The following is a 14746-nucleotide window of genomic DNA, read 5'->3' as shown; positions in this document are numbered from 1 at the left end:
ACTATGAGCACCACTACAGCGACCGAGCTGCCGCGCCTCAAGGCCAAGTACCGCGACGAGATCGTCGGCGGCCTGCGCGAGGAGTTCGCCCACGCGAACGTCAACCAGGTGGCGGGCCTGACCAAGATCGTGGTCAACATGGGCGTCGGGGACGCGGCTCGCGACTCCAAGCTCATCGAGGGCGCGATTCGCGACCTCACGATCATCACCGGTCAGAAGCCCGTGACGACCAAGGCACGCAAGTCGATCGCGCAGTTCAAGCTGCGCGAGGGGCAGCCGATCGGTACCCACGTGACCCTCCGCGGCGACCGCATGTGGGAGTTCCTGGACCGCCTGCTCACGCTGGCGCTTCCCCGGATCCGCGACTTCCGCGGACTCTCGCCCAAGCAGTTCGACGGTCAGGGGAACTACACCTTCGGCCTGAACGAGCAGTCGATGTTCCACGAGATCGATCAGGACAAGATCGACCGGGTCCGGGGCATGGACATCACCATCGTGACCACAGCCGACACGGACGACGAGGGGCGCTCGTTGCTGCGCCGGCTCGGCTTCCCCTTCAAGGAGAACTGATGGCGAAGACCGCACTCATCCAGAAAGCCAATCGCAAGCCGAAGTTCAAGGTGCGCGGCTACACCCGATGCAACCGGTGCGGCCGTCCGCACTCGGTGTACCGCAAGTTCGGCCTGTGCCGCATCTGCCTGCGCGAGATGGCCCTTGCGGGTCAGCTCCCCGGCGTGACCAAGAGCAGCTGGTAAATCGACTACGTCGTAGGTCCGGAGACGGAAACCACGGCGAGGAAGGGCACACAGCCCAATGACAATGACAGACCCCATCGCCGATATGCTGACGCGCTTGCGCAATGCGAACTCGGCGTATCACGAGGCCGTCTCGATGCCGTACTCCAAACTGAAGGCCCACATCGCCGAGATGCTCCAGGCCGAGGGCTACATCAGTGGGTTCGAGGTTGCGGATGCCGAGGTGGGCCAGACCCTGACCCTCAACCTGAAGTTCGGACCGCAGCGGGAGCGTGCCCTGGCGGGCGTGCGCCGCGTGTCCAAGCCGGGCCTGCGGGTCTATGCGAAGTCGACCAAACTGCCGAAGGTGCTCGGCGGCCTGGGCGTGGCGATCCTGTCCACGTCCTCGGGCCTGCTCACCGACAAGCAGGCGGAGAAGAAGGGCGTGGGTGGGGAAGTCCTCGCCTACGTGTGGTGAGCGAGGAATCATGTCGCGTATTGGAAAACTCCCCGTCACCGTCCCCGCAGGCGTCGATGTGACCATCTCGGGACCGGAGGTCACCGTCAAGGGACCCAAGGGCACCCTGAGTCAGACCCTCCCGGATCCGATCACCGCGAGCCGTCAGGACTCCGGCGAGATCCTGGTCGAGCGCCCCAACGACGAGCGCACCTCTCGTGCCCTCCACGGCCTCAGCCGCACGCTGGTGAACAACCTGGTCGTCGGCGTGACCCAGGGCTACGAGAAGAAGCTCGAGATCGTCGGCACCGGTTACCGCGTCGTGTCCAAGGGCAACTCGCTCGAGTTCACGCTCGGGCTGTCGCACCCGGTGAACATCGTCGCCCCCGAGGGCATCAGCTTCACGGTCGAGTCGGCCACGAAGTTCTCGGTCGCCGGCATCGACAAGCAGCAGGTCGGCGAGGTCGCTGCGAACATCCGCAAGCTCCGCAAGCCCGAGCCCTATAAGGGCAAGGGCATCCGGTACGCGGGTGAACAGGTCCGCCGCAAGGTCGGAAAGGCTGGTAAGTAATGTCCTCCTTCGTCAAGGCCCGCACCGGGTCCGGCAAGCGCACCTCGCGGACGCGTCGCCACATCCGCCTGCGCAAGAAGCTGCGCGGCACCGCGAGCCGGCCCCGCCTCGTCGTCAACCGCTCCGCCCGCCACATGGTGGCGCAGGTGGTCGACGACGCGATCGGGCGCACGCTCGTGTCCGCCTCCACCCTCGAGGCCGACCTGCGCGCCGACACCGGCGACAAGACGGCCAAGGCCAAGCGCGTCGGCGCCCTGATCGCCGAGCGTGCCCAGGCCGCCGGGATCGAGTCGGTCGTCTTCGACCGCGGCGGGAACGCCTATCACGGCCGGGTGGCCGCGGTGGCCGACGGCGCTCGTGAGGGGGGCCTGTCCCTGTGACGAGTCCCGAGCTGCAGAAGAACGCACACGAACAAAGGAACGCATGATGGCTGCACCGCAGCGTGGCAGAGCCGGCGCTTCCGGTTCCGCCGGTACCGCAGGTGAGCGGAGCGAACGGTCCGATCGGACGGATCGCCGCGAGCGTCAGGGCGGCCGTCGCCGCGACGACGCAGAGAAGAACAACTACGTCGAGCGCGTCGTGACGATCAACCGCGTCTCCAAGGTCGTCAAGGGTGGGCGTCGCTTCAGCTTCACCGCCCTGGTCGTCGTCGGTGACGGCGACGGCACCGTCGGCGTCGGCTACGGCAAGGCCAAGGAGGTGCCCGCGGCGATCGCCAAGGGCGTCGAGGAGGCGAAGAAGAACTTCTTCCGCGTCCCCCGGATCCAGAACACCATCCCGCACCGCGTGCAGGGTGAGGCCGCCGCGGGCGTGGTGCTGCTGCGCCCGGCGACCCCGGGTACCGGAGTCATCGCCGGCGGTCCGGTGCGCGCGGTCCTCGACTGCGCGGGCATCCACGACATCCTCTCCAAGTCGCTGGGCTCCTCGAACGCGATCAACATCGTGCACGCCACGGTGGCCGCGCTCAAGGGCCTCGAACAGCCGGAGGCCGTCGCGGCCCGACGGGGCATGTCCCTCGAGGACGTCACCCCCGCGGCCCTGCTCCGTGCCCAGGCGGCCGGCTCCAAGGCCGACAAGACCCCTGAGGCGGCCGCGTCATGAGCCGACTCAAGGTGACCCAGACGAAGTCCGAGATCGGCTGCAAGCCGAACCAGCGCGAGACGCTGCGTTCCCTCGGCCTCAAGCGAATCGGCGACACGGTCGTCAAGGAGGACCGTCCCGAGTTCCGCGGGATGGTCGGAACGGTGGCCCACCTGGTCGCCGTCGAGGAGGTGGACTGATATGGCTGAGAACGCCGACCAGGCCGAGGACCGCGCGAGCGGCCCCGCACTCCGGCTGCACCACCTGCGTCCCGCCCTGGGCGCCCGGACCGCCAAGACCCGCGTGGGTCGCGGTGAGGGCGGCAAGGGTGGCAAGACCGCGGGCCGCGGTACCAAGGGAACGAAGGCTCGTTACCAGGTGCCCGAGCGGTTCGAGGGTGGACAGACGCCGCTGCACATGCGCCTGCCCAAGACGCGCGGCTTCAAGAACCCGCTGCGCACGACCTATCAGGTGGTCAACCTGGGCAAGCTCGGGGAGACCTTCCCCGAGGGCGGCGACGTCACGGTGGCCGACCTCGTCGGTCACGGACTGGTCCGCGGCGGTCAGCTCGTCAAGGTGCTCGGCACCGGCGAGATCTCCGTCGCGCTGAACGTCACGGCCGACTCGTTCTCGAACTCCGCGAAGAGCAAGCTCGAAGCGGCGGGTGGCTCGGCGACCACCGCCTGACCACTCATCGGCCACTGACCGAAACAATGCCCGATACGGCATGACACCAACGGCGGCGCAGGATCGCTCCTGCGCCGCCGTGTGTCGTTCCCGCGGGTTCGACCTACCAGGATTGACCGATAGGGTCAGTCCGACACATACCAGCGGTGCTCAGGTGCCGCGCACCTGACGATCCACCAGGATCGACTCGGATCGCTCGCTGATCCGCACCCCACTGGCGAGGAGGACCATTGCTCGGCGCATTCACGCGTGCATTCCGTACCCCGGATCTGCGCAAGAAGCTGCTGTTCACGCTGGGAATCATGGCGTTGTTCCGGCTCGGTTCATTGATACCGACCCCCGGGATCGACTACACCAACGTGCAGACCTGTATCGCCACGCCCACGGGCGGCGGTCAGGACCTGCTCGGACTGGTCAACCTGTTCTCCGGCGGTGCGCTGCTCCAGCTGAGCGTCTTCGCGCTCGGCATCATGCCCTACATCACCGCGAGCATCATCGTGCAGCTGCTCCGCGTGGTCATCCCCAAGTTCGAGGCGCTCCAGAAGGAGGGCCAGACGGGGCAGGCGAAGCTCACGCAGTACACGCGTTACCTGACGATCTTCCTCGCCGTCCTGCAGGCCACGACCTACGTGACGATGGCCCGCAACGGGATCCTCTTCCCGGGCTGCTCGGTCGAGGTCATCCCCGACCAGTCCTGGCCGAACCTGCTCATCATGATCCTGACGATGACGGCCGGGACCGGCCTGATCATGTGGATCGGTGAACAGATCACGGAGCACGGCGTCGGCAACGGGATGTCGCTGCTCATCTTCACCTCGATCGCCGCGAGCTTCCCGGGCGCGATCGGCCAGATCTTCGCCGTCGACGGGGGCACCACGAAGGTGCTCATCTTCGTCGGACTCGCACTCGTGCTCACGTGCGCCATCGTGTTCGTCGAGCAGTCCCAGCGCCGCATCCCCGTGCAGTACGCGAAGCGGATGGTCGGCCGGCGGATGTACGGCGGCTCGACCACCTACATCCCGATCAAGATCAACATGGCGAACGTGATCCCCGTGATCTTCGCGTCCTCGCTGCTCGCGCTGCCGGGCCTCGCGGCCCAGTTCTCCTCCGAGCAGGACGCCGGCTGGATCCTGTGGATCCAGACGAACCTCATGGACCCCGCCGCGTCGCTCCACATCGCGATCTACGTCGTGCTCATCCTCTTCTTCACGTTCTTCTACACGTCGATCACGTTCAACCCGGAGGACGTGGCGGACAACATGAAGCGCTACGGGGGCTTCATCCCGGGCATCCGGGCCGGCCGCCCGACGTCGGAGTACCTGACCTACGTGCTCAACCGCATCACCACCTCCGGGGCCGTGTACCTGGCGATCGTCGCGCTCATCCCGACGCTCGCACTCAAGGCGATGGGCGTGGCGAACCAGATCCCCTTCGGCGGATCCTCGCTCATCATCGTCGTCGGCGTCGGCCTGCAGACCGTTCAGCAGATCAACAGCCAGCTCCAGCAGCGTCACTACGAAGGGTTCCTGCGATGACCATGCGTCTCGTGCTCCTCGGTCCGCCGGGGGCGGGCAAGGGAACCCAGGCCGTCCGCATCGCCGAACGGCTGGGTATCCCCGCGATCTCCACCGGCGACATCTTCCGGGCGAACGTGTCCGAGCGCACCGAGCTCGGGCGCACGGCGCAGCGCTACATGGACGCCGGTGAGTACGTGCCGGACGAGGTGACCAATGCGATGGTCGCCGATCGACTGGCCCGCGACGACGCCCGCACCGGTTTCCTGCTCGACGGGTACCCCCGGACCGAGCCCCAGGTGCGCGAGCTCGATTCCATGCTCGGGGCGCAGGACGTCTCGCTCGACGCCGTGATCGAATTGACCGCGGACGTCGACGAGGTGGTCGGACGCCTCCTCGGTCGCGCGCAGGAGCAGGGCCGCACCGACGACACCGAGCCGGTCATCCGGCGCCGGCTCGAGGTCTACCGGGAGCAGACCGCGCCGCTCGTCGGCATCTACTCCGGCCGGGGCCTGCTCGTGCAGGTCGACGGGATGGGTGAGATCGACGAGGTGACGGACCGCCTCCAGGCCGCCCTCGCGGAGGTCGGGGCCTAGCGGTGTTCGGCCGCGAGCGGATCGAGTACAAGTCCGACGACCAGGTCCGCGTCATGCGACGGGCGGGGCTGGTGGTCGCAGACCTCCACGCCGCGGTCCGCTCGGCGCTCCAGCCGGGCCTGACCACCGCCGACCTCGACCGGATCGCGGCCGAGGTCATCACTCGGGCGGGTGCGACGTCGAACTTCCTCGGCTACCACGGCTTCCCCGGGGTGATCTGCACGTCGGTGAACGAGGAGATCGTGCACGGCATCCCGGGCGGGCGTGAGCTCGCGGCCGGCGATCTCGTCTCGATCGACGCCGGGGCGATCGTGGACGGCTGGCACGGGGACGCCGCCTTCTCTGCGATCGTGCCGGGAGCCGAGCCCGACCCCGCCGATGCCGCGCTCATCGCGACCACCGATCAGGCGATGTGGGCCGGCATCGCGGCCACCGCCACGGCGACGTGGCTCGGCGAGGTCTCGGCCGCGATCGACGACGCGAGCGGCGACTACGGCATCGTGCTCGACTACACCGGGCACGGGATCGGATCGGCCATGCACCAGCCCCCCGAGGTGCTCAACTACCGCACCAACGCCCGCGGTCCGAAGCTCAGGGCGGGCATGTGCCTGGCGATCGAACCCATGCTCAGCCGCGCGAGCGGCGAGTCCAGGGTCCTGGAGGACGAGTGGACCGTCGTCACCGTCGACGGCTCCCGGGCCGCGCACTCCGAGCACACCGTCGCCATCCACGCCGGCGGGATCTGGGTGCTCACCGCGCCCGACGGCGGAACCGGGGGACTGGCCCCCTTCGGCGTCGTGCCCGTGCCGCTGGACTGACCCTGCCGACCCTGCCGACCCGGCCGAGCCCGCGGCGCAATCCGGGGTGCCCGTGACGCGCGCCACTGTGGCGGCGGTGTCCGCCGGGCGCTCGATGGCGTACCATGGACCGTTGGGTGCGCTGCGTCCTGCCACGGCGAGAGCCGGCAGCGGAACGCGGCGCCTCCTCATGGCGTCGAAGCGACGTCGGACGAACGATAGAGCAGTGAGCAGCCGGCTCATACGATGACGACGAATTGCGGAGTACATGGGCAAGAAGAGTGATGCCATCGAGGTCGAAGGGAGCGTGGTCGAGGCGCTTCCGAATGCGATGTTCCGGGTGGAACTCGAGAACGGGCACAAGGTCCTCGCCCACATCTCGGGCAAGATGCGCCAGCACTACATCCGAATCCTCCCCGAGGACCGGGTCGTCGTCGAGCTGAGCCCGTACGACCTGACTCGTGGTCGAATCGTCTATCGGTACAAGTAAGTCCCCACTCGGCGCCGACGGTCCTGCGACCGGCGAAGCGGTGTGTGTTCGACGATCAAGGAAACGAATATGAAGGTCAAGCCGAGCGTCAAGAAGATCTGTCCGAAGTGCAAGGTCATCCGTCGTGACGGATCCGTGCGCGTGATCTGCGAAAACTTGCGCCACAAGCAGCGCCAGGGCTGAAACTGGCCGGCCGGAGGCTCTCCCGCCCCGGCCGCGGCGGACTCGTTCCGCCTCCAAGCGTATTCCCGGTGCCCACGCGGCATCACACCCCCGGTCGGAGGCCGGGGCCCCCAGCGGGACGGGAATGGGCGAAGACCTCCGATCCGATCAGGAGTTAAGTTGGCACGACTCGTCGGCGTGGACCTCCCCCGCGAAAAGCGGCTCGAGGTTGCGCTCACCTACATCTTCGGCGTGGGACGCACCCGCGCCGCCCAGACCTGCGCCGCCACCGGGCTCTCGCCCGACGTGCGGGTGAAGGACCTCAGCGACAACGACCTCGTCGCTGTGCGTGACTTCCTCGAGGCGAGCTACAAGCTCGAGGGTGACCTTCGGCGTGAGATCGCCGCGGACATCCGCCGCAAGGTCGAGATCGGCTGCTACCAGGGCCTGCGCCACCGTCGTGGTCTGCCCGTGCACGGGCAGCGCACCAAGACCAACGCCCGCTCGCGCAAGGGCCCCAAGCGCACCGTCGCCGGCAAGAAGAAGGCGGCGCGCTAACAGCGCCAGTAATCCCGAGGCGCCTCCCGCGTGAGTGCGCCCGGGATCGACGACCTGCACAGAAGAGAGAAGCTCATGCCTCCCAAGACCCGCACCGCCTCCGGCGCCCGCAAGCCGCGCCGCCGGGATAAGAAGAACGTGGCCCAGGGCCACGCCTACATCACCTCGACGTTCAACAACACGATCGTCTCGATCACCGACCCGACCGGAGCGGTGATCTCCTGGTCCTCCTCGGGCCAGGTCGGCTTCAAGGGCTCGCGCAAGTCCACGCCGTACGCCGCGCAGATGGCCGCCGAGGCCGCCGCGCGCAAGGCGCAGGAGCACGGGATGAAGAAGGTCGACGTGTTCGTCAAGGGCCCCGGCTCCGGCCGCGAGACCGCGATCCGCTCGCTCCAGGCCACCGGCCTCGAGGTCGGCTCGATCTCGGACGTGACCCCGCAGGCCCACAACGGCGTCCGCCCGCCGAAGCGTCGCCGCGTCTGAGCCCCAGCTCGACACATCTGCACGACCCCCTCGCCCGGACCGAGCGGCGAGGGGCCTGCCGTGGCGTCATATAGCGGACGCCGGCTGAAAGGACATCCCCGTGCTCATCGCACAGCGACCCATCCTCACCGAAGAAGTCGTCGACGAGTTCCGCTCGCGGTTCGTGATCGAGCCGCTCGAGCCGGGCTTCGGCTACACGCTCGGCAACTCCCTGCGCCGCACGCTGCTCTCCTCGATCCCCGGTGCGGCCGTCACCTCGATCCGCGTCGACAGCGTGCTGCACGAGTTCTCGACGATCTCGGGCGTGAAGGAAGACGTCACTGAGATCATCCTCAACATCAAGAACATCGTGGTGTCCTCGGAGAACGACGAGCCCGTGGTCATGTACCTGCGCAAGGCGGGCCCGGGTGTGGTCACCGCCGGTGACATCACGCCGCCGGCCGGGGTCGAGATCCACAACCCGGATCTGCACCTGGCCACCATCAACGCCAAGGGCAAGCTCGAGATCGAGCTGACCGTCGAGCGGGGCCGGGGCTACGTCTCCGCGTCGCAGAACAAGGCCTACGAGGCGGAGATCGGCCGGATCCCCGTGGATTCGATCTACTCCCCGGTGCTCAAGGTGACCTACAAGGTCGAGGCCACGCGTGTGGAACAGCGCACGGACTTCGACAAGCTCATCGTCGACGTCGAGACCAAGAAGTCGATGGCGCCGCGGGACGCGCTCGCCTCGGCGGGCAAGACCCTGGTGGAGCTGTTCGGCCTGGCGCGTGAGCTGAACGTCGAGGCCGAGGGCATCGAGATCGGCCCCTCGCCGACCGACGCCGCCCTCGCCGAGGACCTCGCCATGCCCATCGAGCAGCTCGACCTGACGATCCGCTCCTACAACTGCCTCAAGCGTGAGGGCATCCACGTCGTGGGCGAACTGGTCGCACGGTCCGAGGCCGACCTGCTCGACATCCGCAATTTCGGCGCCAAGTCGATCACCGAGGTCAAGGACAAGCTCGCCGACCTCGGACTCTCCCTCAAGGACTCGGGTGCGGACTTCGACGCCTCGCTCGTGGCCGGGGCGTTCGACGACGGCAACGACTTCGACGTCTACAACTGACCTGCCGGTCCTTTTCTGAACTGGAGTAACCCATGCCTGCACCTACCAAGGGTCACCGTCTCGGCGGTGGACCGGCGCACGAACGACTGATGCTCGCCAACCTGGCGCAGTCGCTGTTCGAGCACGGCAGCATCCGCACGACGGAGAACCGGGCGAAGCGGCTGCGTCCGCTCGCCGAGCGGCTCATCACCAAGGCCAAGCGCGGCGACCTCTCGGCCCGCCGTCAGGTGCTGGCCGTGCTGTCCCGCAAGGACGTCGTACACGTGCTGTTCACCGAGATCGCGCCGAAGATGGCCGAGCGTCCCGGCGGCTACACGCGCATCACCAAGATCGCGCCGCGCAAGGGCGACAACGCGCCCATGGCCGTGATCGAACTCGTGCTCGAGACCTACAGCCCGAAGCAGGCCACCGTGAAGGAGGCCGAGGCGGCCACTCAGCGCGCCGTCAAGGAGAGCGCCGCGGAGGAGGCCCCCGCCGCCGACGAGGCTCCCGTGACTGAGTCCGAGGAGGCGCCCGCAGAAGCCGAGGCCGCGGTCGAGGAGTCCGACGAGAAGTAATTCTCCTCGGAAGCCGGGCGGGACACCACCTGACGCCCCAGCCCGGTCCGAAGGGCCCGCGCGAGGTCACCCCTCGCACGGGCCCTTCGTCGTCCCCGCCGGGGCTGGTGTGGGCCTCGGCGGGTTTCGGCGGCGTGGGCGTCAGCGGACGTCAGCGGGGCAGGTTCCAGACCCGGACCCCGCCGAGGATGCCGGCCGAATTGGGCACGATGACGACGTCGTCGCCGAGCTTGGCGGTCGTGGTCGCCGTGATGCGACGGGAGTTGCCACCCCCGAGATAGAGCCGATCCCACAGGAAGACCGGACGCAGCTCCTCCACGACGGTGCGCACGCGGCGCGACCAGTGCGCGTCACCGAGCCGGATGCGTTCGTGCTCCCCGAGGTACTCGTCGTAGGTCAGCCCCCACCGCACGGGGGCCCGGCTCAGCTCCAGATGCGGGGCGAGCCTGCCGCCGTCGAAGATCGCGTTGCCCAGCCCGGTGCCGAGGCTGATCATGAGCTCGAGGCCCGCCCCCGCGATCACCCCGGCGCCGTGCACCTCGGCGTCGTTGTAGACGAGCGTGGGGATGGCGAGCCGGGCCGTGAGGCGCCGTCGCAGGTCGACGTCGGTCCACTGCTCCACGAGCTCGGGCAGCACCCGGGTGCGCGGCCCGGAGCGGGTGACGTAATGCGGGGTCGAGACGACGACGCCGTGGCGGATCATCCCCGGCATGCCCACCGTGGCCCGGTCGGCCGCCGGGAGCCGGGTGGCCAGGTCCGCGATCACGTCGACCAGCCGGTCCGGGGGCAGCGGGTACGGGGTGGCCGTGCGGACCGCCTGGGCCACCGTGGTGCCGGCGGCGTCGAGCACCGAGGCCTTGATTCCCCCGCCGCCGCAGTCGACGGTCAACGTGAGCGGATTCTCCATGCTGGAACCCTATCGACCCACCTCGATACGATGGCCGGGTGCGCATCCGACTCGACCTTGGCTACGACGGCACGGACTTCTCGGGATGGGCGCGCCAGCCCGGCCTGCGCACGGTCCAGGGGGACATCGAGGCGGCTCTCGACCGCGTCCTGCGCCTCGACGATCCCGCACGCCTGACCGTCGCCGGCCGCACCGATGCCGGCGTGCACGCCCACGCCCAGGTCGCCCACCTCGACCTGCCCGAACAGGTCTGGCTCGCCGCGCCCGGCCGCAGCGACCGGAGCCCGGGCGAGGCGCTCGCGACGCGCCTCAACGCGGTGCTGGCCGACGACGTGGTCATCCGTTCCGTCGCGGCCGCGCCCGCGGGCTTCGACGCCCGGTTCTCCGCGATCTGGCGCCGGTATGCCTACACGGTGCTGCCCGGCTCGGCCGTGCCGGACCCCCTCCGGCGGCGCGAGGAGCTCCGCTATCCCGGCGAGCTCGACCTCGCCGCCCTCGACCGGGCCGCGGCCGTGCTCGTGGGGGAGCGGGACTTCGCCCCCTTCTGCCGCAAGCGGCCCGGGGCGACGACGATCCGGACCCTCGAGGAGTTCGACTGGGCGGCCCGCGGGGAGCGGCTCGTCGCGAACGTGCGGGCCGATGCCTTCTGCCACTCCATGGTCCGCTCCCTCGTGGGAGCGTGCCTGGCCGTGGGGTCGGGGCGCCGCGACCTCGACTGGCTCCGCGGCGTGGCGGCGGGGCAGGAGCGGAGCTCCCTGGTGCAGGTGGCCCCGGCACGCGGGCTCGCCATGGTCGAGGTGGCGTACCCGCCCGAGGCGCGCCTCGCCGTCCGTGCGCGGCAGGCCCGAGCGATCCGTACCCTGCCGCGGGCGTGAACGCGACCACCCGCGCCTGTGGGCTCGCTCACTACGACGCGGACCGCTTTGACCGACCCCGCGCGTGTGGGTACTCTTATGAGTCGTTGTGCGTCCGTTTCGCATCCTGGTGTCTCCCACTCACCGCGCGAGCGAGCGAGGCACCGAAACTGACAATCCCGGTCCCGGTATGGCCGTGCCGCTGAGGCTTCCAGCCGCGGCCTCCCGTGACCAGCTGCAAGCAAGCACAAGAAACGAAGGTTCCCGTGCGTACGTACACTCCCAAGGCCGGCGAGACCGAGCGCAACTGGTACGTCATTGACGCTACCGATGTGGTGCTCGGTCGCCTCGCCACCCAGGTCGCCACGCTGCTTCGCGGTAAGCACAAGCCGACCTTCGCCCCCCACGTGGACGGCGGTGACTTCGTCATCGTCATCAACGCCGAGAAGGTCGCCCTCACCGGCTCCAAGCAGGAGCAGAAGGTCGCCTACCGCCACTCGGGTTACCCCGGCGGCCTCAAGGCGACCAGCTACGCCGAGATGCTCGAGAAGAACCCCGAGCGTGCGGTGGAGAAGGCCGTGCGAGGGATGATCCCCAAGACATCTCTGGGCCGTGACCAGCTGCGCAAGCTCAAGGTGTACCGCGGCGCGGACCACCCGCACCGCGCCCAGCTGCCGCAGACCTTCGAGATCACCCAGGTCGCGCAGTAAGCGCGCGGACAACGGACCAAGGAGCACCACCTGTGGCTGAGACCACCACCACCATCGACGAGCAGGCCGACGCGCCGAGCTCTTACACCTCCGAGACCACCGCGACGACCGGTCAGGGTGAGTCCATCACCGCACCCGGCGCCGCCGTGGGGCGCCGCAAGCGCGCCGTCGCCCGAGTCCGCCTCGTGCCGGGCACCGGCAGCTGGAAGCTCAACGGCCGCACCCTGGAGGAGTACTTCCCCAACAAGGTGCACCAGCAGCTCGTGAACTCCCCGTTCGCGCTGCTCGACATCGAGGGCCGCTTCGACGTGATCGGCCTCCTGCACGGCGGCGGCCCCTCGGGCCAGGCCGGTGCGCTGCGGCTCGCGATCGCCCGCGCCCTGAACGAGATCGACGTCGAGGCGAACCGCCCGGCGCTCAAGAAGGCCGGCTACCTCACCCGGGACGCCCGCGCCATCGAGCGCAAGAAGGCCGGTCTGAAGAAGGCCCGCAAGGCGCCGCAGTACTCCAAGCGCTGAGTGTGCCCTCGCCCGCTGTGGCGAGGCTCCAGGCGTGACAACGGCCCCGGCAATATACTTGCCGGGGCCGTTGTCGTACCCGGAGCACCCGGAGTCGGGTGCGACGCGCGCCGACCAGCACGGCCACGCGGCCGAGAACAGGATGGGGAAGCATGACACGACTCTTCGGCACCGACGGGGTGCGCGGGCTGGCGAATCACGAGATCACGGCCGAGCTCGCGCTCGCGCTCGGAGCGGCCGCGGCTCGGGTCCTGACCGAGCAGGGAGACTTCACCGGGCGCCGTCCACACGCCATCATCGGACGCGACCCGCGAGTCTCGGGAGAGTTCCTCTCGGCCGCGCTCGTGGCCGGGATGACCAGCGCGGGTGTCGACGTGACCGATCTGGGCGTGCTGCCCACGCCGGCCGTCGCGTTCCTCACGGGATCGACCGAGGCGGACCTGGCGGTCATGGTCTCCGCCTCCCACAACGCGATGCCCGACAACGGCATCAAGTTCTTCGCCCGCGGCGGCAACAAGCTCGAGGACGCGATCGAGGATGCGATCGAGGCGGCCATGCGCCGGGACTGGGCGCGGCCGACCGGCGCGGACGTCGGGCGGATCTCCTTCGACCGGGGCGCCTCGGTCGAGGACTACTCGGACCACCTGCTCGGCACGATCGACGTGGACCTGAGCGGCCTGCGGATCGCCGTCGACGCGGCGAACGGGGCCGCGAGCCGGGTCGGTCCGGCGATCCTGCGCGCCGCCGGCGCCGACGTCGTGGTGATCAACGCCTCCCCGGACGGGCGCAACATCAACGATCAGTGCGGCTCCACCCACCCCGAGCAACTGCAGGCCGTGACGGTCGCCTCCGAGGCCCACTTCGGGGTGGCCTTCGACGGCGACGCCGACCGGTGCCTCGCCGTGGACGGCGCGGGCCGGCTTGTCGACGGCGACCAGATCATGGGGATCCTGGCGCGGGCGCAGAAGGCCGAGGGCGCACTCGCCCACGACACGCTCGTGGTCACGGTCATGAGCAACCTCGGGCTGCTGCTCGCGATGGAGGAGGACGGCATCCACACCGTGCAGGCCGGGGTGGGGGACCGGTACGTGCTCGAGGCGATGCGCGCGGGCGGGTACAACCTCGGCGGCGAGCAGTCCGGGCACATCGTGTTCACCGACTACGCCACGACGGGCGACGGCGTGCTGACGGCGCTGCAACTGTCCGCGCAGGTGGTCCGGTCCGGTCGCAGCTTCGGCGAGCTGGCCGGCTCGATCACCCGGCTGCCGCAGGTGCTCCTCAACGTGAGCGGGGTGGACAAGGCCCGGGCGGGCTCCGACGAGGCCCTCGCCGCGGCGGTCGCCGCGAGCGAGGCCCGCCTCGGTCACACGGGCCGGGTGCTGCTGCGGCCCTCGGGCACGGAGCCGCTCGTGCGGGTCATGGTCGAGGCGGCCACGGCCGAGCAGGCGCAGGCGGAGGCGCGCGGTCTCGCGGACGTCGTGGAGCAGCGTCTGGCGCTGAGCTGACGTTCACGGCCGCGCCGGGGCCCGTTCACGGCGCGCCGAACAGATGCCGCGATGGCATCGCCGGGGCATGGCTACTTGCGGGTCACATGCTCGATCGACATGACGAGGATGACCCGGTTCTCGGCGTCCGGGGGAGCGGGCGCGTCCGGTTGGCCGTACCGGGCCGCGAGCACCTGATAGAAGCGGCCCGTGGGGTCGGGTTCGATGCGGATGAGTCGGCCCCTGAGTTCGATGAAGCGGTCAGGGTCGGCCGGGTCGGTCACGCACAGGCTCATCGCCGGGTTCTCCTGCAGGTTGCGGAACTTCGCGCGTGTCGTCGTGTGCGTGAACTCGATCGCCCCCTCGTTCAGGCGGAACCACATCGGGTTGACCTGCACACCTCCGTCGGGTCGGACGGTGCCGAGACAGCCCACGTGGGCCGCGGTCACCAGGTCACGCAGGCCGCCGGGGATCGTCTCCAT

The 14746-nt window shown here is 69.3% G+C and carries 23 protein-coding genes; 21 read left to right on the top strand and 2 right to left on the bottom strand.

The features are described from left to right. Nucleotides 1-3: 3 nt before the first annotated feature. The 17 genes from rplE (at nt 4) to rplQ (ending at nt 9791) form a co-directional block, all read left to right on the top strand. Nucleotides 4-570, top strand: coding sequence for a 50S ribosomal protein L5 (gene rplE, locus GCE65_RS13635; RefSeq protein ID WP_152910139.1), 567 nt, complete (start codon nt 4-6; stop codon nt 568-570). Further along, nucleotides 570-755, top strand: coding sequence for a type Z 30S ribosomal protein S14 (locus tag GCE65_RS13630; protein WP_152910138.1), 186 nt, complete (start codon nt 570-572; stop codon nt 753-755). The genes rplE and GCE65_RS13630 overlap by 1 nt, the downstream gene beginning before the upstream one ends. Before the next feature lie 58 nt (nt 756-813). Further along, nucleotides 814-1212, top strand: coding sequence for a 30S ribosomal protein S8 (gene rpsH / locus GCE65_RS13625; RefSeq protein WP_152910137.1), 399 nt, complete (start codon nt 814-816; stop codon nt 1210-1212). A gap of 10 nt (nt 1213-1222) precedes the next feature. Continuing rightward, entirely contained in the window at nt 1223-1762 is a 540-nt protein-coding gene (gene rplF, locus GCE65_RS13620; RefSeq protein ID WP_152910136.1) for a 50S ribosomal protein L6, read from the top strand. Continuing rightward, entirely contained in the window at nt 1762-2142 is a 381-nt protein-coding gene (rplR, locus tag GCE65_RS13615) for a 50S ribosomal protein L18 (RefSeq protein WP_152910135.1), read from the top strand. The genes rplF and rplR overlap by 1 nt, the downstream gene beginning before the upstream one ends. A gap of 46 nt (nt 2143-2188) precedes the next feature. Beyond that, nucleotides 2189-2863, top strand: a complete 675-nt coding sequence (rpsE, locus tag GCE65_RS13610; RefSeq protein ID WP_152910134.1) for a 30S ribosomal protein S5 — start codon at nt 2189-2191, stop codon at nt 2861-2863. Further along, nucleotides 2860-3042, top strand: a complete 183-nt coding sequence (rpmD, locus tag GCE65_RS13605; RefSeq protein WP_153878770.1) for a 50S ribosomal protein L30 — start codon at nt 2860-2862, stop codon at nt 3040-3042. The genes rpsE and rpmD overlap by 4 nt, the downstream gene beginning before the upstream one ends. A gap of 1 nt (nt 3043) precedes the next feature. Beyond that, on the top strand, nt 3044-3529 hold the full coding sequence (gene rplO, locus GCE65_RS13600; protein ID WP_152910132.1) for a 50S ribosomal protein L15: 486 nt from the start codon (nt 3044-3046) through the stop codon (nt 3527-3529). Nucleotides 3530-3759: 230 nt separating this feature from the next. Next, on the top strand, nt 3760-5064 hold the full coding sequence (secY, locus tag GCE65_RS13595; protein ID WP_153878769.1) for a preprotein translocase subunit SecY: 1305 nt from the start codon (nt 3760-3762) through the stop codon (nt 5062-5064). Continuing rightward, nucleotides 5061-5639 carry an adenylate kinase gene (locus tag GCE65_RS13590; protein ID WP_152910130.1) on the top strand — a complete coding sequence of 193 codons (579 nt, stop codon included), beginning with the start codon at nt 5061-5063 and terminating at the stop codon, nt 5637-5639. Before secY ends, GCE65_RS13590 begins: the two co-directional genes overlap by 4 nt. A 2-nt stretch (nt 5640-5641) precedes the next feature. Then, nucleotides 5642-6457 (top strand): type I methionyl aminopeptidase, encoded by an 816-nt coding sequence (gene map / locus GCE65_RS13585; protein WP_153878768.1) that lies wholly within the window; start codon nt 5642-5644, stop codon nt 6455-6457. A gap of 247 nt (nt 6458-6704) precedes the next feature. Continuing rightward, a complete protein-coding gene (gene infA / locus GCE65_RS13580; RefSeq protein WP_153878767.1) occupies nt 6705-6926 on the top strand; it encodes a translation initiation factor IF-1 in 222 nt (73 codons plus the stop codon). 69 nt (nt 6927-6995) lie between these two features. Beyond that, entirely contained in the window at nt 6996-7109 is a 114-nt protein-coding gene (gene rpmJ / locus GCE65_RS13575) for a 50S ribosomal protein L36 (RefSeq protein WP_152910128.1), read from the top strand. A 159-nt stretch (nt 7110-7268) separates the two neighbouring features. Beyond that, a complete protein-coding gene (gene rpsM, locus GCE65_RS13570; RefSeq protein WP_152910127.1) occupies nt 7269-7646 on the top strand; it encodes a 30S ribosomal protein S13 in 378 nt (125 codons plus the stop codon). Nucleotides 7647-7721: 75 nt separating this feature from the next. After that, on the top strand, nt 7722-8129 hold the full coding sequence (gene rpsK / locus GCE65_RS13565) for a 30S ribosomal protein S11 (RefSeq protein WP_152910174.1): 408 nt from the start codon (nt 7722-7724) through the stop codon (nt 8127-8129). A 100-nt stretch (nt 8130-8229) separates the two neighbouring features. Then, entirely contained in the window at nt 8230-9234 is a 1005-nt protein-coding gene (locus GCE65_RS13560) for a DNA-directed RNA polymerase subunit alpha (protein ID WP_153878766.1), read from the top strand. A 32-nt stretch (nt 9235-9266) separates the two neighbouring features. After that, the gene (gene rplQ, locus GCE65_RS13555) at nt 9267-9791 is read left to right on the top strand and encodes a 50S ribosomal protein L17 (protein WP_152910126.1); all 525 of its coding nucleotides are present in this window, start codon (nt 9267-9269) and stop codon (nt 9789-9791) included. Nucleotides 9792-9942: 151 nt separating this feature from the next. Here rplQ and GCE65_RS13550 read toward each other — a convergent pair whose 3' ends face one another. Continuing rightward, nucleotides 9943-10698, bottom strand: coding sequence for an ROK family protein (locus tag GCE65_RS13550; RefSeq protein ID WP_152910125.1), 756 nt, complete (start codon nt 10696-10698; stop codon nt 9943-9945). Between the two features lie 38 nt (nt 10699-10736). On the opposite strand from GCE65_RS13550, the gene truA reads away from it, so the two are divergent. The 4 genes from truA (at nt 10737) to glmM (ending at nt 14285) form a co-directional block, all read left to right on the top strand. Continuing rightward, nucleotides 10737-11573, top strand: coding sequence for a tRNA pseudouridine(38-40) synthase TruA (gene truA / locus GCE65_RS13545; RefSeq protein WP_153878765.1), 837 nt, complete (start codon nt 10737-10739; stop codon nt 11571-11573). Between the two features lie 245 nt (nt 11574-11818). Further along, nucleotides 11819-12262, top strand: a complete 444-nt coding sequence (gene rplM / locus GCE65_RS13540; protein WP_153878764.1) for a 50S ribosomal protein L13 — start codon at nt 11819-11821, stop codon at nt 12260-12262. A gap of 32 nt (nt 12263-12294) precedes the next feature. Further along, nucleotides 12295-12780 (top strand): 30S ribosomal protein S9, encoded by a 486-nt coding sequence (gene rpsI, locus GCE65_RS13535; RefSeq protein WP_153878763.1) that lies wholly within the window; start codon nt 12295-12297, stop codon nt 12778-12780. A 152-nt stretch (nt 12781-12932) separates the two neighbouring features. Next, entirely contained in the window at nt 12933-14285 is a 1353-nt protein-coding gene (glmM, locus tag GCE65_RS13530) for a phosphoglucosamine mutase (RefSeq protein ID WP_153878762.1), read from the top strand. A gap of 71 nt (nt 14286-14356) precedes the next feature. Here glmM and GCE65_RS13525 read toward each other — a convergent pair whose 3' ends face one another. Next, nucleotides 14357-14746 carry a PPOX class F420-dependent oxidoreductase gene (locus GCE65_RS13525; protein WP_153878761.1) on the bottom strand — a complete coding sequence of 130 codons (390 nt, stop codon included), beginning with the start codon at nt 14744-14746 and terminating at the stop codon, nt 14357-14359.

The sequence above is a fragment of the Pseudactinotalea sp. HY158 genome (genome assembly GCF_009660225.1).
Lineage (GTDB): Bacteria > Actinomycetota > Actinomycetes > Actinomycetales > Beutenbergiaceae > HY158.
The sequence above is the reverse complement of the archived record's forward strand: the minus strand, read 5'-3'. Positions and strand labels throughout refer to the sequence as shown.

What these genes read in the sequence shown, in the direction of transcription:
- rplE (WP_152910139.1), top strand. Translation starts at nt 4, where the DNA reads ATGAGCACCACTACAGCGACCGAGCTGCCGCGCCTCAAGGCCAAGTAC.
- GCE65_RS13630 (WP_152910138.1), top strand. Translation starts at nt 570, where the DNA reads ATGGCGAAGACCGCACTCATCCAGAAAGCCAATCGCAAGCCGAAGTTC.
- rpsH (WP_152910137.1), top strand. Translation starts at nt 814, where the DNA reads ATGACAATGACAGACCCCATCGCCGATATGCTGACGCGCTTGCGCAAT.
- rplF (WP_152910136.1), top strand. Translation starts at nt 1,223, where the DNA reads ATGTCGCGTATTGGAAAACTCCCCGTCACCGTCCCCGCAGGCGTCGAT.
- rplR (WP_152910135.1), top strand. Translation starts at nt 1,762, where the DNA reads ATGTCCTCCTTCGTCAAGGCCCGCACCGGGTCCGGCAAGCGCACCTCG.
- rpsE (WP_152910134.1), top strand. Translation starts at nt 2,189, where the DNA reads ATGGCTGCACCGCAGCGTGGCAGAGCCGGCGCTTCCGGTTCCGCCGGT.
- rpmD (WP_153878770.1), top strand. Translation starts at nt 2,860, where the DNA reads ATGAGCCGACTCAAGGTGACCCAGACGAAGTCCGAGATCGGCTGCAAG.
- rplO (WP_152910132.1), top strand. Translation starts at nt 3,044, where the DNA reads ATGGCTGAGAACGCCGACCAGGCCGAGGACCGCGCGAGCGGCCCCGCA.
- GCE65_RS13590 (WP_152910130.1), top strand. Translation starts at nt 5,061, where the DNA reads ATGACCATGCGTCTCGTGCTCCTCGGTCCGCCGGGGGCGGGCAAGGGA.
- infA (WP_153878767.1), top strand. Translation starts at nt 6,705, where the DNA reads ATGGGCAAGAAGAGTGATGCCATCGAGGTCGAAGGGAGCGTGGTCGAG.
- rpmJ (WP_152910128.1), top strand. Translation starts at nt 6,996, where the DNA reads ATGAAGGTCAAGCCGAGCGTCAAGAAGATCTGTCCGAAGTGCAAGGTC.
- rpsK (WP_152910174.1), top strand. Translation starts at nt 7,722, where the DNA reads ATGCCTCCCAAGACCCGCACCGCCTCCGGCGCCCGCAAGCCGCGCCGC.
- rplQ (WP_152910126.1), top strand. Translation starts at nt 9,267, where the DNA reads ATGCCTGCACCTACCAAGGGTCACCGTCTCGGCGGTGGACCGGCGCAC.
- GCE65_RS13550 (WP_152910125.1), bottom strand. Translation starts at nt 10,698, where the DNA reads ATGGAGAATCCGCTCACGTTGACCGTCGACTGCGGCGGCGGGGGAATC.
- glmM (WP_153878762.1), top strand. Translation starts at nt 12,933, where the DNA reads ATGACACGACTCTTCGGCACCGACGGGGTGCGCGGGCTGGCGAATCAC.
- GCE65_RS13525 (WP_153878761.1), bottom strand. Translation starts at nt 14,746, where the DNA reads ATGGAGACGATCCCCGGCGGCCTGCGTGACCTGGTGACCGCGGCCCAC.